The organism is Terriglobus albidus, assembly GCF_008000815.1.
Classification (GTDB): domain Bacteria; phylum Acidobacteriota; class Terriglobia; order Terriglobales; family Acidobacteriaceae; genus Terriglobus; species Terriglobus albidus_A.
In genome coordinates this window covers 3,487,216-3,511,391 of the sequence record NZ_CP042806.1, presented here as the reverse complement: position 1 = coordinate 3,511,391, position 24,176 = coordinate 3,487,216, and the positions used below count along the sequence as shown (strand labels likewise).

Genomic DNA, 24,176 nt, shown 5'->3' with positions numbered 1-24,176 from the left:
TTTTATTGGTCTCGTTGGATCAGCGTTGCCCTAGCCCTGCAAGACTCCTTCACGTACTGGAATCCTTTTTTGAAGAGCACTCAAACGGTTGATGAGCTCCTGCTGGATACCTGCGTGCTCTGCTCTGCCATAAAGGTTCTGCGTCTCGCCTGGATCCTTCTCCAAATCATAGAGCTCAAAGGCCTCCGGCTGATCCTTGTAGTAGTGGATCAGTTTGTGCCGTTTGGTGCGGATTCCACGATGGACAGCAACATTCTCTGGATTCGGAAACTCGAAATATTCATAGAGCCACTCATCCCGGAAGTGCGGATCGGCTTGCTTGGCCAGAGGTAAAAGGCTTTTGCCCTGAAGATTCGCAGGTGGCGTTACCCCCGCAAGGTCGAGGAACGTGGGCGCCAAGTCGAGATCCAGCACCATCTCGTCTCGCAGTGTGCCGGCCGGTATCCGCTTCGGGTAGCGAATCTGAAGTGGAACCCGAATGGAGGGCTCATGCATGAGCCGCTTGTCGAAAAGCCGCCACTCACCCAGGAAGTATCCGTGGTCAGAGCTATGAACGATGGCAGTATCGTCCAGGATCTTCTTCTTCTCCAGATAATTGAAGATCCGGCCGATATTCTCGTCGACGGCAACCAGGCCTGCGTAGTAATCCTTCGTCATTCCCTCCAGCGAGCCGCACGCCACATGGGAGTTCGTGGTTCCGATCTTGTTGTGTCCCTCTCCAAAGCTCTTCGGCTTGCCGGGGTAGCCTTTCAGGTCATCATCGAATGTCGCAGGCTTAGGGATCGGGATGCCATTGTAAAGATCCAGATGTCGTCTCGGACGGAAGAACGGTTCGTGCGGTGCGACGAACCATACCAGCAGACAGAACGGCTTATCGCCGCGATCTTCGTCCAGCCATGCAAGAGCGCGGTCCGTAGCCAGATCATCCGGATACACATTTGAAAAGCGCTGGACCGGTCCTACCTGACCTTTTCTGCCTTCTTTGAAGTACGGATTCGCATAATCATTGCCAGGGTCGTTATGTCCGAAGTAGTAATCCCAGTTGCGTTCCTCAACTCCATTCCGGATGTGCACTTTGCCGACAATGGCAATCTCATACCCAGCCTCACGAAGCAGATCCGTGAACAATGGGACATCCGCGGGCAAAGGAACATCCCCATGTTGATTCGAGAGTGCTCCCGTGGAGCGGGAATACAAACCGGTTAACGCCGTGGCGCGCGCAGGAGCACACAAGGCATTGGTGCAGAAGGCGTTTTGAAACCGGACGCCCTCTTTGCCGATACGATCATGATGTGGCGTTTTCAGAATTGGATGACCGGCAATGGAGAGAGCATCTGCCCGTTGCCCTTCCCCCAGAAAGAACACCAGGTTTGGTTTTTTGGCCGGGGCAGCGGCATCAGCGGCTTTCGCTCCGATCGGGGCAAGCATGCTCGCAGCAGTTGCGAGGCCTCCTTGAACAAACTCCCGCCGGTTTGGCATGCAAGGTTCTTTCATGTCACCTATCCCTTCTGATCGATCAGCGCCGTTTAGTGTAGATCACAAGCTGCATGGATTGGGCTGGGATCGTCGCCTGCATGAAATACCGCTTTGTCCAGATACCATCAAGGGTAGAAACGATGATCCAGGAATCCTTCCGCCCCTACGACCAACTCTTCCTTCAGCTTGAGAGCTACCTACCCTCGGCCGAGGACGGAGCCCACGATCTGTCTCACCTTCAACGCGTCTGGCAGAACGCAAAAGTCATCCAGGCGGTAGAGGGAGGTGATCTGGAGATCCTCGCCGCCGCAGTACTGCTCCATGACTGTGTGCAGGTTCCGAAAGATTCCCCTCTCCGTTCTCGCGCTGCCGCCCTGGCCGCAGACCAGGCCCGAACGGCGCTGAAGCTTCTCCAGTGGCAGCAGGACAGGATCGATATCGTTGCCGGCGCGATCGAAAGCCACAGCTATTCAGCCGGTTTGACGCCTACGAGTCTCGAAGGAAGCATCCTGCAGGACGCCGACCGCCTCGATGCGATTGGATACGTCGGAATCGCACGTTGCTTCTATACCGCGGGCCGCATGGGCTCTGCACTCTACCATCCGAACCAGCCAGAGCCGATCGACAGGCTCGCTGATGACAAGTGTTTTGCGCTCGATCATTTTCCGAAGAAGCTGCTTACCCTGTGTAAAGGGTTTCGAACGCCAACCGGCAAACGCCTGGCGGAAGAGCGCCATGAAAAGCTACAGGAGTTCTATACGGGCATGCTCGCCGAAATCGCACCTTAGCCCCGCGGCCAGGCGAGACCCCTCGAAAAAGATGATCCGGCTGATTTAAAGTCGTCACTTGTAACCAACTCGCAGATTCCTCAATCAAATGTGGAGAAGGACAGGTAAACCGAAACAATGGCAAATTACACGAAAGACCCCGAAGCCGTTGCACGTCTGACGCCTCAGCAGTTCCACGTGACCCAGGAAAGCGGAACCGAGCGGCCGTTTCAAAACGAATTCTGGGATCATCACGAGCCTGGAATTTATGTCGACATCGTCTCCGGCGAGCCGCTCTTCTCCTCGCTCGACAAATTTGACAGCCACTGCGGGTGGCCGAGCTTTACCAAACCGTTGGAGAGTGACCACGTCGAGGAGCTCACCGACCGCACCCATGGCATGGTTCGCACCGAGGTGCGTTCTACACATGCGGACAGTCACCTCGGCCACGTCTTTGACGACGGTCCTGTCGACCAAGGCGGGCTTCGCTATTGCATCAACTCAGCCTCGCTGCGTTTTATCCCTGTCGATAAGCTTGAGAGCGAAGGCTACGGCGACTACCTGAAGCTATTCAAGAAGGAGCAAAAATAACATGAGTCAGGAAACTGCAATTCTTGCCGGCGGATGCTTCTGGGGCATGCAGGACCTGCTGCGTCGTTATCCCGGTGTCCTCTCGTCCCGCGTGGGCTATACCGGTGGGGATGTCCCCAATGCCACCTATCGAAATCACGGCAGCCACGCGGAGGGGATCGAAATCATCTTCGACCCGGCCAAGCTGAGCTATCGAAAGCTGCTGGAGTTCTTCTTCCAGATTCACGATCCTACGACACGCAATCGTCAAGGCAACGACCTCGGCGCCAGCTACCGTTCCGCCATCTTTTACACCTCGGAGGAACAGAAGCGAATTGCCGCGGACACCATCGCCGACGTGAATGCCTCCGGTCTCTGGCCGGGAAAGGTCGTAACGGAGGTAGTGCCCGCAGGTCCTTTCTGGGAGGCCGAGCCAGAGCACCAGGACTACCTGGAACGCATCCCGAATGGATACACCTGCCACTTCATCCGGCCGGATTGGATACTTCCCCACCGCGCAGCCTGAGGCTCGACAAACGCCGACAGCAAATTGCGCCGAAGAGGTCAGTCTTTGGCCTGACTCTTCGGCGCAGTGGTGGTTGTTCCCACCCGCACGCTTCCACGCAGCCGAATGTCGTCTGAAGATGCACCGATCATCACATCGAATGTGCCCGGTTCGACGACGAAGTCGTGGCGCGTGACGTCGTAGTAGGCAAGGCCCTTTACCGGCACCGTGAACTCTACGTGACGCTTCTCTCCCGCCTTTAGCTCGATACGTTCAAATGCCCGCAAAGACTTGATCGGCTGAGGCACCGTGCTGACCCGCTGATGCGTATACAGTTGTGGCACTTCAGTGCCAGTCAACTCACCCGTGTTCTGCACATCGAAGGAGACGGATATCTTCCCACTCTGCGTCACAGGTTCAGCAGAAACCTTGAGACCGCTGAATTCGAAACGGGTATAGCTCAATCCGTGTCCGAACGGATACAAAGGAACGCCCTTGAAGTACATATAGGTGTAGCCCTTCGAAACGTCGTATTCGTTCTGCGGTGGAACACCGTCGAGACTGGCGTAAACGGTATAAGGCAGGTGCCCTCCCGGATTATCAATCCCAAAGAGAGCCCGGGCGATCGCTGTCCCACCGAACTCACCTGGGTACCAGGCCTCCAGGATCGCCGGCACATGATCTTGCGCCCATGTTGATGCGATCGGCCCCGCATTCATCAGCACCACTGCCGTCTTAGGGTTTGCAGCAAACACAGCCTCGAGCAGATTTTCCTGATAGCCGGGAAGGTCCAGATTACGGCGATCACGGCCTTCCGCTTCAACGCGAGCGTTCGTCCCAAGGCAAAGGATGACAACATCCGCTTGTTTCGCAAGGCTTATTGCCTTTTCCATTTCCTCACTGTTTACTTGGTCCACGAAACCAACGCCCTGAGCAAAATCGACGCTAACGGAATCCCCCAGTAATTGCTTCAGTCCCGCAACGACGCTCGTTTTGTGCGAGGGAGTTCCGTAGTAATTGCCGGTCTCGTATTCGTCTCCGCCCGCAGGCCCGATGACGGCAATCTTATGTACCGCTTCACGATGCAACGGCAGAAAGTTTTGCCGGTTGCTCAACAACGTGAGTGACTCCGTTGCCACTTTTTGAGCGAGTTCGAGATGTTCCGGTGCACGAACTACATCCATCGAAATCCTGGCATATGGGCTCGTCTCAGGTGGATCAAATGCGCCAAGGCGAAAACCTACGCGTAAGACGTTCCGTACTGCTGCATCCAATTCCTTTTCGGTGAGAAGTCCCCGTTTGACGGCGACCGGAAGGTTCTTCTCAAACTCCGCATCATCGGAATCATTGCCGGCTTTGATGGCTTCGGCAGCGGCTGCAACAGGATCCTCAGACCATCTCTGACCAGGCTCTGAGCCATTCCGATTGTTCCCCCCATCCGTAAGCAGGTGAACAGCTCCGAGATCATCCGTGACAAAGCCGTCGAAGCCCCACTTCTTGCGAAGGATGTCCGTCAAGAGGTAGTGATTCACCGCGTCCGGCGTCCCATTGATTGCGTTGTAGCTGGACATCACAGACTGCGCATGGCCCTCCATGATTGCTGCTCTCCAATGGGGCAGCCAATACTCAAAAAGATCGCGTTCGTCCACTGCTGCTGAGAGGTGTTGTCTACCGGTCTCAACGTTGTTGACTGCGAAATGCTTTACCGTTGCCGCTAATTTGAGGTGATTGATGTCATCGCCCTGCAAGCCACGAATGTAGGCAACCGCAAAACGGCTCGTCAGCAGCGGATCTTCGCTGAATACTTCCTGGATGCGGCCCCATCTTGGGTCACGGGAGATGTTGATTACCGGTGAGCGAAAAACAAGTCCATGTTTGGAACGCGGTCCATCAGCGTGAGCGTTATAGAGAGCGCGCGCCTCATCACTCATCTTTTCCGCGACGGTGTGAACCAGTTCAGGATCCCAGGTTGCACCCATAGCAATCGGAGCAGGAAAGAGCGTTGTCGGCTGTTTGGACCACACCCCATGAAGCGTCTGATTCCATCCACCCCACATAGGAATTCCCAGTCGCGGAATTCCCTGGTTTAGATGGTTCAACTGCTGCGCCTTCTCCTCAAGCGTTAACTGCCCGATTAGATTCGTGATGCGTTCTCCAATCGGAAGCTTTGTATTACGGAATGCCGGCGCTTGCGGATTCTGCGCCAACATCACTCCTCCGAAACACAAGCTCAGTACTGAAGCAAACAGTTTCATACAGGCTTCCTTTCAAGGAACCGCAATTTTCACAGCAGACCAAACAGCGAAACGAAAGGTACTACCTTTACAGCGAACAAGTCAACCGAGATTCATCCGTGGGGTGTCACGCCTTATCGTCACATACCGGAAAATTCCCTTTATTTACGAGGGTTTGCCGTCATCCGCAATCGGGCTTGCGGCAAATGAATTGCCGCAAATGTACGCCCATTGAGGCAGAAACTTCCCGACTCGGAACAGTCTTAAGAAATGCCGACAGCTCAGCGGTGCATCTAAATCTCCGCAGATCTCTTCCGTTTAGAATCAAAGGTGCGTGCTCTCCCTCTTCCACAAGTGGAACGTCGCCATATTCGCGGCGTTGGCTCCGCTTGGTCTATGGGGACTGGGTGTGCTGGCGGCCATCGATGCTGCGTCAATCTACATTCCGATTGACGCGCTCATTATCGAATATTCAGCTCACGACCACGCTAAATTCCTTCTCTATTGCCTCATCGCAGCAGCGGGTGAGGCCCTCGGCAGCCTGGTCCCCTATTACCTGGGTCGCGCGGGCGGCGAACTCTTCCTGATGAAGAAGATTGATCGTGCCCGATATGAGAGGCTTCGCGACCGCTTCGAACGACAGGAATTTCTAGCCATCATGATTCCCTCGATGATGGCGCCCCCGATGCCGGTAAAGCTTTTCCTGCTTGCAGCCGGGGTCTTCGAGATGCGGGCTATCTCGCTCTTTTGCGCCGTCTTCGCAGGAATGTTCCTTCGCTTTAGCGTGTTGGCTACCATCACGATTCTGTACGGCCCGCGGATTGTTCAAATCATCGGGTCTACAGTGAAGGCTCATCCAGTAATCGTCCTGGCAACAGCAGGAGTTCTTGTGATGCTGATCGCGATTCAGGTTGTGCGAAAGCTCCTTGATCGGACGAAAGGGGCGCGTTTTCCGGTGGAAGATTAGGCCCGAGTTGCAAAGACAATGCGTGATGAGTGCTTTGATAATCTTCACAAATCCGGGCCAATCTCAATACAGGTCATCGCTTAGGTGCATTGGAAACTCCCGAAGTGTGCAATGACTTTACCGTCAGGCACTGAACTATCCCTTACGAACACCTCGAACGAATTGCCGCCCGGTGGGACACGGAAGATCACGTGCCCTTCCTGACTGGCTAGTTCCGCCATTCGCCGGATCGCAATTGTGGTCTCAGGTTTCGTGGCAGTCGAGAACACCAGCCGCTGCCCAGGGTAGATATCCTGGCTGAGCATGTTGTGGAGAGCGACGATCGTTGGGTGTCCGGAATCCCAGGCATTAATTACGAACGCATTCGGCTGAAGCGCGCGAACCCAGTCGGAGCCACACGCATCGGCGTATCCGTGGTGATCTGCGACTGCGACCTGGACCTTTCCCGCCGCCCGTGCAGTTGCGGTTTCAATATCTCCCCAGGGCCAACGTCCTGCTCTCACTTCATGATCCTGATCGCCGGCGGAGAAATAGCTGAACTTGCCATATCGCAGACGAATGGCAAGCGAACACTTGTTTTCGGGTGGATAGTCTTCAGGCTTCAGTGAAGCTAACGGTGGAAAGTGCGCTTTGGTCTCGTCACCAACGCCTGTCCAGACGTTCCCATTGGAGGCGAGATTGCGAACCTCGAAGTCTGAATAACGTTCCGGAGCGCGCTTGAGCGTGATCTGTTCCTTCGAGCCCGCAACGAAACGCTCTGCAACTCCTCCCCGAACGGCCAGACTCATGATGAATGCGTGGTAGTTCGCGAACTGAGGCCCCGGAATGGGAGACGGATACGCGTAGTCGGGAAAGCAACGGTCGATGACTTTCCGAATAGGGATAGTCTCCGCCACGTCCGTTACGCCGCCAAGCTGATACGGTCCAAACTGTGAGCGCGGAGAAATGTCATACCTCCCCGGCCAGACTGCTCCCATGTGATCTTCATGGAAGTGTGTGAGCAGAAAATAATCGATTTCATTGCGATTGGCCTGAGAGAGCACCTCTCCTGCATACCTGGCGATCCATTGACCGGGACGCATGCTGCCGTTGGGACGCGGTTCGATGGTGAACTTGTCGCTCTTCGGGTCGAACCCTTTGATCATCGAACCAGCGTCGATCATCATCGTCGTTGCATCCGGGAGGATCAGCAGCGCGCAGCTGCCCCGTCCCGTGGAGATGTGATGGATATAGAGATAGCCCGGTTCCCAAGGGGGCAGGGTCGAGTGTCCTGCGGTCTCGGATTGGCTTAGAAGTATGGAAGAGAGCTGTGTCGCGATAAGCGAAGCAGCAGCTCTGCCGAGAAATGCTCGTCTGTCGAGTGCCATCAATTTTCACCTGATATTGAGAAGCGAGAGCGCGGCCGGATACTTCGGGATGAGTTGACCGCGCTCCTGGTTAGAAGCTGAGTTTTCCAGTGAACCGCATCACACGCGAATCCGCCGCACTGCCAAACGTCGATGTGATCTGGCCAAAACTGCTGCTAGAGACATTGTTCGCCGGCAAAGCGAAGTTTGGAGTGTTCGTTGCATTGAAGGCTTCGCCGCGAAGCTCCAGGTGGAACCGATCCGTGATCGGGAACAACCTCGATATGCCGAGATCCAGGTCGAAGGCGCCAGGCCCTCGCAATGAATTTCGGCTCGCGCTACCGAAGCTCGCGGTAGTCACCGGAGCGAATGCCGAGGTATCAAACCAGGTCGCGGTTTTACCGATTCCCTTCGTATACGCAACAGACGGTTTCACCTTGTTCGCTACCTGCGTGTTGAAGGGAGCGTTGAGAGAGGTAGCTGAAGCGATCGGCGTGAACGGAAGGCCCGTGTATTTCGACACAACTCCGTTGATCTTCCATCCGCCGGCAATCACACTCACCACACCAGAACGATTCAGGAAGGCATGATTTTTACCGAAGGGTAGTTCCGCTGTGAACCCGGCATCGAAGACGTGCGTTCGATTGAAGTCGCTAACCGCTCGGTTGCGTGATAGATACGGAATTGCATTGAACAAAGGCACGCTGTCGTCGTCAGTAGCCACGTCGATCGCCTTGCTGTAGGTGTAGGACGCGGTCAGCAAGACGCCGTGCTTGAACGGATGCTTAAGATTGAGTTGCAAGCCGTTGTAGTTCGCCGTGCCGAACGGAAGAACCGTTTGGGTTTGGGCCTTCCTGCCAAACGCTGTATACAGGGGCTGACCTGCCGCTCCCAGGCCTGGAGTTTGCCCGGCATTCGCTTCGAAGTAAACCGTCTGTCGAACCGTCTGTGTAAGCACATAGCTTGCCGTCAGATCGAATCCTGCAGGCAAAGTACGTTCGATGGTGGCATTGGCAGATTCCACGTACCCGCGTCGAAATGTTCCGGCAGGCAAGGTTTTGGTATAGGCCGTGAGAGGCAGCACAGCCGTGCCGTTCGAATTGATAACCGGAGCAACGGTTGCATATCCCGGAATGCCAGCCGTGAAGGTGCCGGCGGCTACGTAGGAGTTATTTGCGTTGACCGTTTGGGCGATGGTGACTGGATATGGGTCTCGCATGGCACGCGTGAAAGGATAAGGATCATTGCTGATGCCGAATCCTGCGCGCAGGACTGTCTTGTCGTTCAACCGGTAGGAGAGCCCTACACGTGGAGCAAACCCGAGCTTGCCGGAATCTGTACCTGCCCCATTCGGCTGTCCGTTGATACCGCCGAGTACGACAGTGTTGTTTGAGAAGTCATAACGCTGCAGGCCCGCGCCATCCCTGCTAAAGATGGGAAAGAGCTCCCATCGAAGTCCATAGTTCAGGGTTAGTTTTGGCGAGACCTGCCATTGGTCCTGGGCGTAGATTCCGTGCTGCCACTCGTTTCCAGTCATTGGATTTTCGAATTGATAGCTCTTGCCCAACGAGTCAGGCAGACCGAGGAGGAACTGGGCGAATGCATTGGTCGAAGTCGAAGACGCGCCTCCGTTCAGCGCGGTTACACCACCTGTGAACGTGAAACCGCCACGCGGCCCGAATCCCCTCTGCGGCTGATATTCATTCATGCGGTTATTCAGCATCTGAACGCCGAACCGAAGAGTGTGCGAACCGATTGCCCAGCTAAGGTTTGCAGCATAAGTAAAAGTAAAGTCATTTTTCAGCTCGGGCGTATAGGCGTCCGGATTACCAAACGTCTCAAAGCCTGTCACGGCGAACGAAGGAAGGCCGGCCTGGTTGGCATCAGTTCCATAAGCACCGTTACCGTCGCTGTTGGTGCCTGGAATTCCTAAAGTCGGCCCGAGGTTGCGCGCAAAGTCCGACTCGTACCACTTCAGATTGTTGCGGCCAATACCGAAGTTCGCATCGAAGAGCAGTTGAGGAGCCAATGTCCGCGTGTACCCCACACCCCCAATGGTTACGCGAGTCTGGCTATAACCCGAGCCTGCATTGCTACCTCCAGGGCTAAGGCCTGTGCCTCCACCAATGCCCAATGTGCTAGGCGAGAATACATCCGCAGACATGTAGCTCAGTTTGGCGAACATTGAGGACTTCGGATTGATCTGCCAGTTGACCTTCTCGTCGTCAGAGTTGCGATCAAGGCTGTAAGTCCCGGCTACAGAGTAATTGTTGGAAGTACCGGGAAGGTTCGGTAATGGGACCAGAGCAAGCAGCTTCGTTGCGGCTGGAGAGATTCCACTCTCGATCGCATTGCGCCCGTCCGCATTCTCGCTCGCAAAAGTACGACGCCCCGTCCCGTCTGCGTTACCGGTATTGGGATCGTAGATCGTGGAGAGACCAGTAAAGTCTCCGGCCCTCATCGCTGCGGTGGGCAGCGAGATGATCGTCGGGTAAAGTTGCCGCTGGGACAAGCCCTCAAAGCCGGAGAAGAAAAAGAGCTTGTCGTGAAGGATAGGCCCAGCAATGTTCGCGCCAAACTGGTTGAGGATGTTCTTCGGAGCGGAGTTGCCGGCCTGCGAGAAGTACGTTTTGTTGTAGAAGTAGTTCCTCGCCGCAAAGGCGGAGTTGGTATTTTCCTCCCAGAAAGTACCGTGGAACGCATTTGTTCCGGATTTGGTGAGAACCGAGACGACCGCGCCTCCTGCGAGGCCCTGCTCAGCAGTAAAAGCGTTCGTTACAACGTCCACGGATTGAATGTCCTCCGTTGGCGGATTGTAGAGCGTGTGATGCGGCAGATACACCTGCTGAATCGCCGCTCCATCCACTGACGTAACATTGCCGTTGCGAGAAGAGCCATTGATATTCGTAGTCAGGGACCGGGACGGCGTGTCCATCACGGAGTTCTGGAATCGTGACGGCGTGGCCCCCGGAAGCAGGCTGAGGAGGCTCTGGTAATTGTTGAATCCACCAATTGGCATATTGGCCAGTTGCGTGGCCGTCAGTTCACCATGGATCGTTGCGCTGTCAGTCTGCAACTCAGCAGAAGACGCGTTGACCTGAATCGTCTGATCGACTGACGCGATGTTGAGGTGTTGGTCAGTACGCGCGATGACGTTCGCTCGGACGTCCACGCCGGCCACAGCGACTGAGGCAAAGCCTGCGGCGGAGATCTGGACGCGATAGATCCCCGGCGTCAGGTTTCGAATCTCATAGTCCCCCGCCCCGTTGGAACTTACGGTAGTCGACACGCCCGTTTGAGTATTGGTTGCAACTACGGTTGCGTTCGGGATGGTTTTATCTGAGACATCCGTTACGTTACCGACGATTGAGCCATACAGGGTCTGGCTGTATGCGACACAGACTGACAACTGGAGCACTGCAATGGCCAAACTGAGTCTTATGATCTGTTTGATGCGGATGTGCATGCGTCACCTCATTTAGTTGGTGCAACTACGCCCGGCCTCATGAACAAACGAATGCACGACTCGCATTCGCAGCTGAATCTCTGGGGCGAAACAAACATTGCTCACGATCGCAAAGGCCGCAAAGTGGGAAAGGGGGTGGGAACCTAAGGAAATCAGAGGGGTGAGAGGAGTTCCTCACCCCATACAACTCCTTTTAGATGAGAGGCTTACATTTACCAGATGTGCCAAAAGAAAATTGCGTGAATACGGATCCTGAAAGCACTTTTGAAGCAGCCGAAGTGCGTGGCAGGCGCGGTATTCTCGATATGGAAGCCACCATGATCGTCTTGGATCAGACCAAATTGCGAGCTCAAGTCGAAAGGCTTGCAGCCAGCGCTGAGTTCGCGCGGGCAGATCGTATGGTCCAGTTCCTGCGATATGTCGTAGCCAAGACGCTGGAAGGCGATACCGTTGCTCTACGAGAACGCCAGATTGGCATCTCGGTCTTCGAGCGTCCGTCGGACTGGGATCCTAAGACAGACAATATCGTTCGCAGTGAAGCCCGGCGCCTTCGTGGCAAGCTGGAAGCGTATGCGGCAAGCAACGACCCGGATGAGACCGTCCGCATCACCATGCCCACAGGCGGGTATGGTGTGCATTTCGAAGAGCTCGCTTCTGACGTCGCCCCAGTGGAACAACCCGTCATATCTCCAGTTGGAGCACCTACGGTTCCACTTGGGCAACCTGCTGCCGGCGCTGAGAATATCCGGAGGCCTCAGAGTGGGCTCCTTAGAGGGAACCGAGTCTGGTTATTGCCCATCTGCGTCGTAGTCCTTTTATCCGTTCTGTTTGTTGCGTTCCACTACTGGCCGGGGACGCGGAGCCGGGACGATGAGTATGAGATAGAGCCGTTCTCCGCGGAAGCAGGCCTGCAGTTTAGTCCAGCCATTTCTCCCGACAGTAAGACGATTGCCTTTGTCTGGAACGGCGGCGGAAATCAATTCGATATCTATAGCAAGTCGGTTGCTTCAGCGGAACTGCAGCGACTCACCCACGACTCTCTGCCGAGTATCCATCCCGCGTGGTCACCCGATGGAAAGCAGTTGGCGTTTCTTCGCGAAACTGGAGCTGAGCTTCCGCAGACTGGAGCTGGAGGAGAGGCTCAACTCATCGTTCTTGACACCGTCACGCATCGGGAGAGACTAGTCCGCCGGATGCAGGATTCACTCGGGATGTGGGGCTCAAGTAATCCGCTGGCCGGCTGCCAGACACTATCCTGGAGCTCACATGGGGATCAACTGATTTTGACCGATCCTTCCGGCGAAACACACAGGCTGATATCCATATCGAGCTTGACTGGAGAGCAAAAGACAATTTCCAGTCCTGGCGGCTCAGATCAGGATTGCTACGCCCGGCTTTCTCCAGATGGCAAAACAATTGCGTTTGTCCGTTTGATCAGTCACGCGGTTGGATATCTATATACGGTTGATGTCACCGGTGACCATCTGAATCGGCTAACGCGAGACGTCAAAGATCTACGCGGTGTCGGCTGGACCCCTGACGGATCGCATCTGGTCTTCGCTTCCAAGGAACGAGGCGTCTATCAATTGCGAACGATCTCAGTACAAGGTGGAGAATCGAGCCCCTTACCGGCGGCTACGGCATCGGCCGCCGATCCCTCTGTCTCGCCTAACGGCAAGTTTGTAGTCTTTGTAGAGAATCACGAGAACTGGAATATCTGGCGATTGCCCCTTAAGGGCGATGAGATTGGAACACCACAGAGGTTCCTTGCATCAACGGGACAAAATCATTCCCCGAGTTTTTCACCAGACGGACGCACTATCGCGTTTGTCTCGGATCGTTCCGGCAGTCCGGAGATCTGGCTTTGCGATAACAGCGGTCAACAATTACGACAACTCACCCATTTCGCCGGGCCGTGGCTTGGGACAATACGCTGGTCGCCAGATAGCAGTTCCATCGTATTCGACGCCCGCCCCAAGGGGCATTCAGCCATATTCAAGATGGCCGTCAATCAAGGAAAGCCAGAACTGGTTGAGGACCAACCTCCATTCGAAGTCAGACGTCCCTCCTGGTCGCGCGACGGCAGATATATCTATTTCGATACAACACGTGGCGGAGCACCGGCGATTTGGAGACGCGATCTGCAAACCAATCAGAATCAGGTGATCGCTCCAGCGGGATTCATGATTGGAATCGAGTCGCCCGACGGAAAGCGGCTTTTCTATCAAGAGAACGAACAACGCCATGTCTGGGTCTCGGATCCCGACGGCAGCAGCCCGCGACAACTTTCTCAGGTGAGTCCCACGCCAGATCTTGACTGGACTCTCATCGGCACATCGGTTTACTTTGCCTCTTCGACGTCGACCGGGGGAACCGACATCCTCGCCTTCGATCTCAGCAACGAAAAACTAAAGAAGCTAGGTCACGTGAGTCAGAATCTGGCTCTTGGAACACCCAGCTTCGTTATCAGTCCTGACGGACTGACACTTCTATACGCCGCCATCGACAACAGTTCGAGCGAAATCAAACTTCGCCGCGGTGCATTGCCGCGATAGAGCTTTTTCCTGTAGGTGTAGAGTAGCGTTTCCGCATCTATAGGCGTTTTCCGTAATGAAAACGCCGCTGCAGGACCCTTCCGGGATACCCAGGAAGTGTTCTAGCCATTCACTTCAAACTTTAAGCGACTTCAGATACGGCACACTGGGTGGCATTAGCGCCGGGTCTTCTTCCAGTTCGACGAAGTAATTCTTCACGCCGCCGGCCTTCGCGGCTGTGAACACTGCCTTCCAGTCGACGACACCCTTGCCCAGCGGAACCTGACGGAAGCCGGAACTGGTGGATGGGTCCTTGACCCAGTCCTGGCAGTGCATGGAACGGAAGCGGCCGGGGTACTTCTTGAAGTAGGTGACGGCGTCGTAGCCCTGCTGCATGGTGGAAACCTGGAACTGCAGGCTCGTGGTCGCCGGGTTCAGCTCGGTGATCATCATGTCGTAGACCGGCTTGCCATCGATGTATGCCGAGACAAAGCCCTCGTTGTGCAGCAGTGCGACGATGCCTGCGGCGTGGGCCTTTTCGGCGAAGGCGTTGAAGGGCTCGACGAAGCGCTTCACGTCGTCTACGGTCTCCGAGCCCTTGGGGTGGAAGGGCCCGAGCGCGGCGATTGCCATCTGCGTCATGCCGAAGTCCTTGGCGTAGGCGATGCTCTCGTCCGCCTTCTCAAACAGCTCCTTCGCGCCCCAGTGCGCGGAGATGCAGCCGATACCCCAGTCGCTCAGCATGCGCCGCAGCTCCTGCGGCTTGTACTGCTGCAGGCTGGAGAAATCGGAGTAGCCGTAGGGAGAACACAGCTCGATCTGGGTAAACCCTGCCGCGCGCAGGCCCTTCATGGTTCCAACGAAGTCGGTGTTGATGGTCTTGCGCACCGGGTAAGTCTGGCAACCAATGGGCAGGCCAAGAGGATCGGCGGGCAGATAGCGCGTAGCAGCGAGGAGAGCGGAGGTCGCGGTTCCGCTCTTAAGAAACGTTCTGCGATTCATCATGTGCCTGATCTCCCAGATTGAAGCAATCGAAGAAAACTATAACAGCTACGGAGTATGAGCCGGGTCAATCACACTAGTTCATGACGAACGCGAATAGCTTATCGCCTGCTCCGACAAGCAAATATTGATGACCGTCCAGCTCATAGGTGATGGGGCCGTTTGACATGCCCGTCCCCAAATTGACGTGCCAGAGTGGGTTGCCGGTTGTTGCATCGAGTGCGACGAGATTGTTGTTTGGGTCTCCGGCGAACACAAGATTGCCTGCGGTGCTAAGCAGCCCGCTTTCCCCACCCGGTGTCTGCCACTTGTGGCTCCACTTGATTTTTCCGGTGCGGTAGTCCACGGCTTGCAGCATCGCCTCGGACCATACACCGATGCCGTGTCCTCCCCAGCCTTCCGGTTTTTGGCTGTCGTCGTAGATATAGAACATCGAAAACGAACGTGTGGCATTGATGTAGAACAATCCCGTCTTCGGGCTGAATGTTGAAGGCGCCCAGTTCACGCCGCCCGAGGAATCCGGTGTAACCAGCACACCCGGGATCTGCGGTTCCTTGGCTGGATTGGGTATCGGCTGTCCCTTAGCGTCCACACCCTTGGTCCAGTTCGTCTTCACAAACTCTGAGCTGACATAGTTCTTTCCCGTCTCGCGATCCAGCACAAAGAACCAACCGTTGCGGCTCGCCTGTGCCAGCAGCTTGCGCGGTTTGCCTTCCATCACTCCCTCAAAGAGAACTGGTGTCTGGATTGCATCCCAATCGTGGGTGTCGTGCGGCGATGGCTGGAAGTACCAGGCCATCTTTCCGGTGTCTGCATGAAGAGCAACGATGGACTCGGTATAAAGATTGGCGCCCTCGCGCCCAGTACCGGCAATCACCGGCTGTGGATTGCCGGTGCCGATGTACAGCAGGTTCAATTCCGGATCGTACGTCGGCGAGATCCACGTCATGCCGCCACCGTGCGCCATCGCATCCGCATCGGGCCAGGTTTCCGAACCCGGCTCACCGGGGCTGGGCACAACCGACCAGCGCCACTGCAGCGCGCCAGTCTCCGGATCATGGGCTTCAAGAAATCCAGGACGGTCAAGATCGTCGCCGCTGACGCCGGTGATCACGTGGTTCTTCACCACCAACGGAGCCACCGACGCGTAATACATCTGGTCCAGATCGCAGATGGACTGGCTCCAACGCTTTGTGCCATCGGCCAGATTCAGCGCGACTAGGTTGCAGTCGGGCGTTTCGAAATACAAGGAATCACCCGAGATGCCAACGCCGCGATTCCCCAGGTGAATGCCGCCCTTGGAGGTCCAGGCGTAATGCCACAGTGGCTTGCTTGTCCGCGCATCAATCGCCCATACATGATCAGGCACGGTGATATACATGACACCGTTTACAACAATCGGCGTTCCAGCAAGCCGCCGAACCATACCATCGCCCATGCTGGGTAACTGATAGAGCCATGCGAGGCTGAGCGACTTCACGTTTTTGTCGTTGATCTGAGTCAACGTGCTGAAGCGGCGGCCGGAGTAATCTCCGTTGTAAGTCGGCCATGAGTCCGGCGTCGGATTAAGCAACACCGCTGGATCAAGGCCACCGCCTGTCTGCTTTGCCGGGCCTGTCTGTTCCGGGCCTTCCGCGCGCATGGAAGCAACGGTGAATAGGGCGAGGAAGAACGTTGCAAGAAGCTTCATTGCAGGGTCTCCAGGTACGACACGACATCGTGAATGTCCTTGTCGGTGTAGGTGTCGAGTAGCGCCTCGTGACCCGCATAAGGATTGTGCTTCTCTACCTTGAGCTCAGGACTGCACGCAAAACTGAAGTAATGTCCGTTCGCGTCCCTCAGAGAAACATTGAAGTCATCGAGATTCAATGGCTCGCCGGTCACGGTTGTGCCGGACGATGTCGTGACCGTTATCGTCGTCACGAGTTGACGCGAAGCCGTGCCCTGCTTGGTGATCGCCCGGTTTTGCGGAAACACAACCTTCTGCTGCAGAGCTGGTGGAGCGTACTTGCCAGCAATGTGAGCCAGGTCCCCTGTGACCGAGTGGCACTTCGCGCAGCCGCCAGTGTTTTCGAAGTAGAGTTTGCCTGCTTTGGCGTCGCCTACCAGGATATCCAGCGGATTGTTGTAGGGTCCCGTACGCAGCGTGTCGCCAATCTGTTGATGCAGAAAGTGCGACAGCTCCTTCACTTGCTCCTGCGTCAGTTCCACCGGCTTGGATTTAGGATGTCCCTGCGTGAGATAGGGTCCGATGGTGCTGCCGTACCGATCATGTAAAACCACTACCGATCGCACTAGATCCGCGCCGCGACTGCCACCGCGCGCTCGTGTTCCGTGGCAGGTGATGCATTGCGCGATGTAAACCGTCTTACCGCGAGCGGCGGCATCTTCATCGACGATCTGCTTGTCGTCAGAGCCGGCCTGGTCGATCAGGCTGGGCCGGCGTGGGGCTTTGGCTTGCTTCGTTGTAGCCGCCCCCGTACCGGCTTCTCCATTGAGCGGAAAAGTCGTTGCCAGATAGCCGACGATCTGGTCGAACTCGTCATCGTTGATCTTCGCTCCGCGCGCGACCATGCTCGAAACGGTAGTCCCCCACTGCTCCCGGCTCATCTTGCGCGCGGTGAACATCTGTACAGAGTGACAGCTCGAGCAGACGCGTTGAACGGTGTCACGGTGCGCGCCTTCCGGTAGCTGCGAGCTTTGTGCGTGCCCAGCAGCAGCGAGAGGCGCCAGGGTGGCTGTCAGCAGAAAACTGAGACAGGTCGATCGCATAACGTGAATCATAGGTGTGACAAGCATCTCCTGGCGCACAGGCCCGAAACTAAGCCTTGGAACGCATCTCACCTGACAAGATCAGAGCAAAGCGGCGCCGCATGTCCTTTAGGTAATCCGCGTCACCGGAATTGAGTTCGAGCGTCGCCGTCCCCTGGTAACCGATCTCTTCCAGTGCAGCGTGGACGGCGATCCAGTCGATATCCCCATCGCCCGGAGACACCCAGCGGGCTATGGAATCTCCGCCTCCCTTACCGCGCTGGAACGTGAAGTCCTTGATGTGGAGCTTGACGATGCGCTTACCCAGGATGCGAATCCAATCCTGCGGGTAGCCGTAGAGCACTATGTTGCCCACGTCAAAGTAGGCGCGCACATGCCGTGAGTTGTACTCGTCAATGTAGTGCGCAAACTCCAACGGGCTCAGCAGGAATTTATTCCAGACTTCTTCGAGCGCAAGGATTACGTTCAACTCCTCGGCGAGTGGGATCAGCTTACGAACGGCTGCCTGCGATCGCACGTATGCATCCTTGTAGGACGTTTGGGCATTCACCACACCTGGTACCAGCAGTACCGTCGAAGCGCCCCAAAGATGCGCATTCCGAATCGAAGTGCGCGCGCCCTCCAGGCTCTTCTCCACCACCGCCGGATCAGAGGAGGTGAATGGATACTTCCAGTGATCCATATTCATCACGGAATGAATGGGCAGCCCGAACTTTTCGGAAGCAGCCTTCATCGCCTCCGCAGTGGCCTGATCCGCTTCGGTAGGGCACTCGATCTGCTCGTAGCCGCAGTCTTTGGCAAGCTGGAAGCGCTGAGCGATCGAGAGGTTCTCAGGCAGCATGCTGTATTCCACCGCCATGCGTATAGACAGCGACCCCTTAGCATGAGCAGCAACAGGCGACATGACGGTTAAGGCGGCGGCGTTCTGCAGAAAGCTTCGACGAGTCATCATGACTACCCTTTCAGGAAGATCATTAATAACAAAGAAGCGAGCACAAAAACAAACAAAAAAATACTTTTAAAAAGTAAACGTAATTAGCAGGAATATCATAGACATGAAGAGGTAGACGTTCTACATCTATCCCTGTAGAGTGTCTACATCTTCGCGCCGAGTCCATCGTACGAACAGACGAGACAATCTTGGCGCCCGCAAGTTGTCTCTGCAATCGACGCAGTCATACAACAGATCATAGGAGCCGCACACCATGAGACTCTGGCGCCGCCGCGCAAATGAGGTTGACGAAGAGATCGCCACCCACATCGCCATGTCCATCGCCGATCGTATTGATCAAGGCGAGTCCCCTGACGAGGCTCGGCGCGCCGCGCTCCGTGAATTTGGCAATCCGCTTCTCGTCCGCGAGACAGCCCGTTGCATGTGGGGCGGCGAATGGATCGAACATATTTTGCAGGACCTTCGATACGCCTGGCGCCAGACGCGTCGCTCCCCCGCCTTCACTCTCACGGTCATCGCCACTCTCGCACTCGGTCTCGGGGCAACGCTTGCGATGTTCACCATTGTCGAACGTGTCCTTCTCCAGGTACTCCCGTACGCTTCCCCTCAACGACTGGTCAAAGTCCAGGAAACAGGCCGTCGCGGCGACTCGCCAACCATCTGTTGGCTCGACATCCAGCAGTGGCGGCTCAAAGCCCGTTCCTTCGAGTCCATCGGATTCCATACACCCGCAAACGGCCGCACTTTTCTTGAGGGCGACAATGGTGCTCAACAGATCAGGCATCAACTCGTCAGCGCCAATCTCTTTCATATCCTTGGCGTGAGTCCCGCGCTCGGCTCCGGCTTCAGCGGCAACCCCGACACGTTCGCAAATACCGGCGAAGAGAATACGGTAGTTCTCAGCGACAACGCGTGGCGTCAGTCCTTCGGCGCTCGTCCCGACATCATCGGACATGCCGTCAGGATGAATGGCAAGTCGTACACAGTGGTCGGGGTGATGCCCCGTAGCTTCGCACTTCCTCTCTCCAGCACGATGGCCGAGGTCTGGACTCCCGCTCCATTCGGAGAAACCAGTAAGACTCACACGAATGAAACCCCCACCTACCTGGTTGTCGCACGTCTTCGCGCCGGAGCCACCATCCAATCTGCCGACGCCGAAATGAAGGCGATCCAGCCCTCTGTCGCCGCCCAATACACTGACACATACCAGCGCGATCTGGTTTCCTCTGCCTCTGTCAGCAGTTACGCTGCCTCCCTTGTTGAGCCCGAGGTCCGGCGCGCCGTCCTTGCCCTCTTTGCCGCCTCCGCTCTTCTATGGGTCATCGCCTGCATTAATGTCGGTGGCCTCCTGTTCGCCCGTGGCATCACCCGCCAGCGTGAGATTGCGGTTCGTGGAGCTCTCGGCGCCAGCCGCATGCGCATCGTCCAGCAGCTTGTTCTCGAAGGTCTACTGCTCAGCATCGGCGGCTCGCTCCTTGGCCTCGGACTCGCCTCCGGCCTTCTGCGCATCTTTGCGCACGGCCTCTCCCTCCAGTTGAACCTCCGCAATGCCACTCCCGGCTGGCAGTCCATCGCTATGCTTCTCGCACTTACGCTAGGCAGCGCGCTGGTTTCTGCGCTATGGCCTGCCCTCATTAGTGCCCGCGCCTCTATCGAACCTACCCTTCGTCAGGGAGCACAGCAGTCGGGCCTTAGCCGCACCCAGCACCGCACACGTTCACTTCTCGTCGTCAGTCAGATCTCGCTCGCACTCGTTCTTCTGTTCTCCTGCGGCCTTCTGCTCCGCACAATCTATGCTCTTCGTCACGTTCCGCTTGGCTTTCGCACGGACAACGTTCTCGTCGGCAGCATGGCTATTCCCTCATACCGCTTCTCCAATCAGGACCTCAACGCTACCCTCTATGCCCCAATCCTTCAACGTGTCCGCGCTCTCCCCGGAGTTGAGGCTGCCACCCTTATGACTGAGGTCCCCCTCGGCCATAGCTTCCGCATGATGTTCAGCTTCTCTGCGGAAGGAAACTCCGCTGACGCCATTCGTCGCCGTGACATTCGTGCCAACTTCCGCGCGGTCAACTCCGATGCTCAGCGTGTCTTTGGCTTTACCATGCTTCGCGGGCGTTACTTCAACCAGGAGGACACCGCCGGCTCGCAGGCTGTCGTCGTTGTGAATCGTGAGTTCGTCAAGGAGTACTCCCAGTCCAATGACCCCGATAAGGTATTAGGACAGAGCCTCATGACCTTTGGGAAAGGACGTCGCGCTATCGTCGTCGGTATCCTCGATGACTCGCGTCAGGTCTCCGTGGCTGAACAACCTGCGCCTGAGATCCAGGTCTACTTTCCGCAGCTCACACCCGACTCAGGCACCTACAAAGTTGCTGGCGGCATCGCCATGTCCCTTGCTCTTCGCACCAGTCGCGACACCTCTTCGATCATCCCCGAGCTACGTTCCATCATGGCCCAGGCCAGCCCCGAGCTCGCCAATACCGAGTTCAGCACCATGACGCAGATCGTCGAGGACTCTTATGGCAGCCAGCAGCTCGTCTCCCGTCTGCTTATCGTCTTCGGAGGCTCGGCACTCCTCCTTTGCCTCTCCGGCCTCTATGGCCTACTCGCTCAACTCGTGACTCAGCGCACTCGCGAGATCGGCGTCCGCGTTGCACTCGGAGCCAGCCGCAAACAAGTGGTTTGGCTCGTTCTCCGCCAGGCAGGACGCATGCTTCTTGCCGGCGCCACCATCGGTCTCACCTTAGCCTGGTTCAGCAGCCGCTTCCTCTCCAGCTATCTTTATGGAGTTCGCTCCCACGACGCCGTCACCCTGATCGCCGTTACCCTTCTCCTGGCTATCGGAGGACTCACCGCTGCTTTTCTCCCTGCCACCCGCGCCGCATCCATTAATCCCATTGAAGCACTCCGCTCCGAGTAAATACTGCGCTTCTAATGCGCTTCTGCAATAATCTCTGCAACGCACTTCTCAAATTCTTTCCGGAATGGAAATATGACAGACCTGCTTTACATCAAGCGTCGCGATGATGACGACGACTCCGATGGCGGTGAACCGCCAACCAAGCCTGGAACGCCAACTCCACCGAAACCGGGAATCAGATAAGAAGAAAGCTCTCCTCGCGGAGAGCTTTCTTCTTATCTTGTGTTGACCTGACCTTGGCTTCCTGAGATGTCAGGCCGATATGATGGGCAAGCGCCACGATATGGAAACCACGACCCAATCAGAACTCGCCCCCTCCCTTTGGCAGTCCATTCGAGAAGCCCTGCGAGGCGGCCATCAGGACTTTACCTCGGGAAGCCTGAACCGCTCCATTCTTCTCCTGGCCATTCCTATGGTCCTCGAGATGGTGCTTGAGTCTCTCTTTGCGGTGGTAGATGTGTTTTGGGTAAGCCGCCTGGGGGCCGATGCGATTGCCACCGTTGGACTGACGGAGTCGATTCTGACGCTGGTCTTCGCGGTGGGAATGGGGCTGGGCATGTCGACGACCGCCATGGTTGCGAGGCGTGTCGGAGAGAAGAATGCCGACGGTGCTGCGATCTCCGCGGTGCAGGCCATATTTCTCGGCCTGGTCACCTCTCTGGTAATTGGACTTCCGTGCCTGCTGCTCGCGCCCAAGCTTTTAGCGCTCATGGGAGCCACGCCTGCGATCGTGGGGACGGGCGCCAACTACATGCGCATCGCGTTGGGAGGATCGGGCGTCGTACTGATGCTCTTCCTCAACAATGCTATCTTCCGCGGCGCGGGAGATGCCGCGATCGCTATGCGCCTGTTGTGGGTTTCGAATATCTTGAACCTGATCCTCGACCCTTGCCTGATCTTCGGTCTTGGTCCCTTTCCAAAACTGGGCGTGACCGGAGCGGCCCTTGCGACTTTTAGCGGGCGAGGAATTGGTGTGCTGTATCAGTTTTATCGTCTGGCTCGGGGGACGGAGCGCCTCCACATCGCGGCGCGACATATGCGTTTGCACGGCGAGGTGCTCTGGCGGCTGCTGAGGGTCTCCATTTCGGGCATCTTACAGTTTTTGATTTCGCAGGCCAGTTGGATCGGACTCGTGCGGATCGTCAGCCTCTTCGGAGCCTCAGCGGTCGCAGCCTACACCATCGGTATCCGCATCGTGATCTTCGCCATCCTGCCTTCGTGGGGGCTCAGCAATGCCGCAGCCACCCTGGTCGGACAGAATCTGGGAGCGGGTCATGTCGATCGCGCCCGTAAGGCGGTATGGCGCACCGGCCTATGGAACATGGCCTTTCTGGGTGCAGTCGGTGTGGTCTTCATTGTCTTCGCGCCGGCTATCATTGGGCTGTTCACGAACGATCCAGTTGTCGTTCCGGCAGCAGTAAGCTGCCTTCGCATCTTCAGTTACGGCAACATGGCCTATGCCTATGGCATGGTGCTCATGCAGGCATTCAACGGAGCCGGAGACACAGTTACACCGACCTACATTAATGTGGTCGGGTTTTGGATGCTGGAGATTCCCCTGGCATGGTGGCTTGCCATGCACACATCGCTCGGAGCTAAAGGGGTCTTCGTGTCCGTCGTGGTAGCTCAAACTGCCGTGGTGATGATCAGTCTCGTGCTCTTCCGCCAAGGCCGTTGGGCACAGCAAAAAATCTAGAGGCTCGAACAAGTGGTTTACCAAAGCAATGGACCCCGCGATATCAGACCGATTGAGCTACTGGCTCTCGCCCTTCAGGTACGTTTTTACTCGGGAGAGGAGTCGAACCGCGATGACAACGCGGCGAGTTCCCGGGTCCAGGATTTCGGCGTTTGTCCAAAGACGGCGCGAAACAGATCGATAAAGGTGCTTGGCTCCTGGTATCCCACAGCATAAGAGACTTCTTTGATACTGTGGCCAGCTACCAGTAACTGAATGGCCCTCATCAAACGGACCTGCCGTCGCCAGGATTCGAAATCCAACCCCACCTCACGCTGATACACCCGCTGCAGGGTTCTGACGCCTATACCCACCGAGGCGCACATAGCCGCTACCGAATGCCGGTTTTCAGGGCTTCTGAGTACTAGCTCTGCGACAGCAAGAGCTCGCGCATCCCGCGGAAGAGCAACACCGGTCGGAATTGAAGTCGAACACTTCAATTGGGCTACGAGGATGTCGCGATAGGCGCATTCCAAACGATTGCGTACTCGAATTCTCCCCATGCTGACAATCTGAAAGATCAGCTCGCGAAGAAGCGGGACTACATGGAACGCCGCGCAGGTAGTCCATGCGGTATGGAGTCCGGGACGCAGATAGAGTGTACGCATGGAAACATGCTCCGGCATTCGAATGCTATGCACGGTGTATGCAGGAATCCAGAGACCGAAGTGGGGCGGCAATAGCCAGAGATTTTGCCCTGAGGTAATCTCCATCACTCCACGGCTTGCATAGACAAGTTGATCTGCGCCATGAGAATGGAGCGCGATGTGCGAGTTGCGCGGGTACTCGCGCCCATGCGTAGCAATGGCGATTCCCGGGCCAGGATCATTTTCCCTCACGAGCAGCGTGCGACGCATAATCCGTATTTTATGCCGCATTAGCCTCTTTGCGACATCAGCTTTTGAGAGGAGGATGGTTCCGTAGGCC

The 24,176-nt window shown here is 56.3% G+C and carries 16 protein-coding genes; 7 read left to right on the top strand and 9 right to left on the bottom strand.

Annotation, left to right across the window (positions count from 1 at the left end):
- Window positions 1–30: 30 nt before the first annotated feature.
- Window positions 31–1,494, bottom strand: coding sequence for a sulfatase family protein (locus tag FTW19_RS13775; protein ID WP_147648172.1), 1,464 nt, complete (start codon window positions 1,492–1,494; stop codon window positions 31–33).
- Window positions 1,495–1,616: 122 nt separating this feature from the next.
- Here FTW19_RS13775 and FTW19_RS13770 point away from each other — a divergent pair, with 122 nt between their 5' ends.
- The 3 genes from FTW19_RS13770 (at window position 1,617) to msrA (ending at window position 3,339) form a co-directional block, all read left to right on the top strand.
- Window positions 1,617–2,264, top strand: a complete 648-nt coding sequence (locus FTW19_RS13770; RefSeq protein WP_147648171.1) for an HD domain-containing protein — start codon at window positions 1,617–1,619, stop codon at window positions 2,262–2,264.
- 117 nt (window positions 2,265–2,381) lie between these two features.
- Window positions 2,382–2,834, top strand: a complete 453-nt coding sequence (gene msrB, locus FTW19_RS13765) for a peptide-methionine (R)-S-oxide reductase MsrB (protein WP_147648170.1) — start codon at window positions 2,382–2,384, stop codon at window positions 2,832–2,834.
- Window position 2,835: 1 nt separating this feature from the next.
- Window positions 2,836–3,339 carry a peptide-methionine (S)-S-oxide reductase MsrA gene (msrA, locus tag FTW19_RS13760; RefSeq protein ID WP_147648169.1) on the top strand — a complete coding sequence of 168 codons (504 nt, stop codon included), beginning with the start codon at window positions 2,836–2,838 and terminating at the stop codon, window positions 3,337–3,339.
- A 38-nt stretch (window positions 3,340–3,377) separates the two neighbouring features.
- Here the strand turns inward: msrA and FTW19_RS13755 are convergent, their stop codons facing one another.
- Window positions 3,378–5,573: a glycoside hydrolase family 3 C-terminal domain-containing protein gene (locus FTW19_RS13755; protein ID WP_147648168.1), complete on the bottom strand. Its 2,196-nt coding sequence runs from the start codon at window positions 5,571–5,573 to the stop codon at window positions 3,378–3,380.
- Window positions 5,574–5,886: 313 nt separating this feature from the next.
- Here FTW19_RS13755 and FTW19_RS13750 point away from each other — a divergent pair, with 313 nt between their 5' ends.
- Window positions 5,887–6,519, top strand: a complete 633-nt coding sequence (locus tag FTW19_RS13750) for a YqaA family protein (protein WP_147648167.1) — start codon at window positions 5,887–5,889, stop codon at window positions 6,517–6,519.
- Window positions 6,520–6,599: 80 nt separating this feature from the next.
- Here FTW19_RS13750 and FTW19_RS13745 read toward each other — a convergent pair whose 3' ends face one another.
- Together FTW19_RS13745 and FTW19_RS13740 are read right to left on the bottom strand one after the other, a co-directional pair.
- Window positions 6,600–7,886: a ComEC/Rec2 family competence protein gene (locus FTW19_RS13745; protein WP_147648166.1), complete on the bottom strand. Its 1,287-nt coding sequence runs from the start codon at window positions 7,884–7,886 to the stop codon at window positions 6,600–6,602.
- A 70-nt stretch (window positions 7,887–7,956) separates the two neighbouring features.
- Window positions 7,957–11,331 carry a TonB-dependent receptor gene (locus FTW19_RS13740; RefSeq protein WP_147648165.1) on the bottom strand — a complete coding sequence of 1,125 codons (3,375 nt, stop codon included), beginning with the start codon at window positions 11,329–11,331 and terminating at the stop codon, window positions 7,957–7,959.
- Between the two features lie 239 nt (window positions 11,332–11,570).
- On the opposite strand from FTW19_RS13740, the gene FTW19_RS13735 reads away from it, so the two are divergent.
- The gene (locus tag FTW19_RS13735) at window positions 11,571–13,886 is read left to right on the top strand and encodes a PD40 domain-containing protein (RefSeq protein WP_187142979.1); all 2,316 of its coding nucleotides are present in this window, start codon (window positions 11,571–11,573) and stop codon (window positions 13,884–13,886) included.
- 114 nt (window positions 13,887–14,000) lie between these two features.
- Here the strand turns inward: FTW19_RS13735 and FTW19_RS13730 are convergent, their stop codons facing one another.
- From FTW19_RS13730 to FTW19_RS13715, 4 genes are all read right to left on the bottom strand, one after another.
- Window positions 14,001–14,870 (bottom strand): sugar phosphate isomerase/epimerase family protein, encoded by an 870-nt coding sequence (locus FTW19_RS13730; protein ID WP_147648163.1) that lies wholly within the window; start codon window positions 14,868–14,870, stop codon window positions 14,001–14,003.
- 73 nt (window positions 14,871–14,943) lie between these two features.
- Window positions 14,944–16,557, bottom strand: coding sequence for an acido-empty-quinoprotein group A (locus FTW19_RS13725; protein WP_147648162.1), 1,614 nt, complete (start codon window positions 16,555–16,557; stop codon window positions 14,944–14,946).
- Entirely contained in the window at window positions 16,554–17,651 is a 1,098-nt protein-coding gene (locus tag FTW19_RS13720) for a c-type cytochrome (RefSeq protein ID WP_246153294.1), read from the bottom strand. Before FTW19_RS13720 ends, FTW19_RS13725 begins: the two co-directional genes overlap by 4 nt.
- Before the next feature lie 37 nt (window positions 17,652–17,688).
- Window positions 17,689–18,591 carry a sugar phosphate isomerase/epimerase family protein gene (locus tag FTW19_RS13715; RefSeq protein ID WP_147648161.1) on the bottom strand — a complete coding sequence of 301 codons (903 nt, stop codon included), beginning with the start codon at window positions 18,589–18,591 and terminating at the stop codon, window positions 17,689–17,691.
- Window positions 18,592–18,844: 253 nt separating this feature from the next.
- Between FTW19_RS13715 and FTW19_RS13710 the strand changes: the two genes are divergently transcribed.
- Complete coding sequence (locus FTW19_RS13710; protein WP_147648160.1) at window positions 18,845–21,514, top strand: ABC transporter permease; 2,670 nt, start codon at window positions 18,845–18,847, stop codon at window positions 21,512–21,514.
- Window positions 21,515–21,797: 283 nt separating this feature from the next.
- The gene (locus FTW19_RS13705) at window positions 21,798–23,210 is read left to right on the top strand and encodes an MATE family efflux transporter (RefSeq protein WP_147648159.1); all 1,413 of its coding nucleotides are present in this window, start codon (window positions 21,798–21,800) and stop codon (window positions 23,208–23,210) included.
- A gap of 86 nt (window positions 23,211–23,296) precedes the next feature.
- On the opposite strand, the gene FTW19_RS13700 is transcribed toward FTW19_RS13705, so the two are convergent.
- Window positions 23,297–24,106, bottom strand: a complete 810-nt coding sequence (locus tag FTW19_RS13700; RefSeq protein WP_187142978.1) for an AraC family transcriptional regulator — start codon at window positions 24,104–24,106, stop codon at window positions 23,297–23,299.
- Window positions 24,107–24,176: the final 70 nt, after the last annotated feature.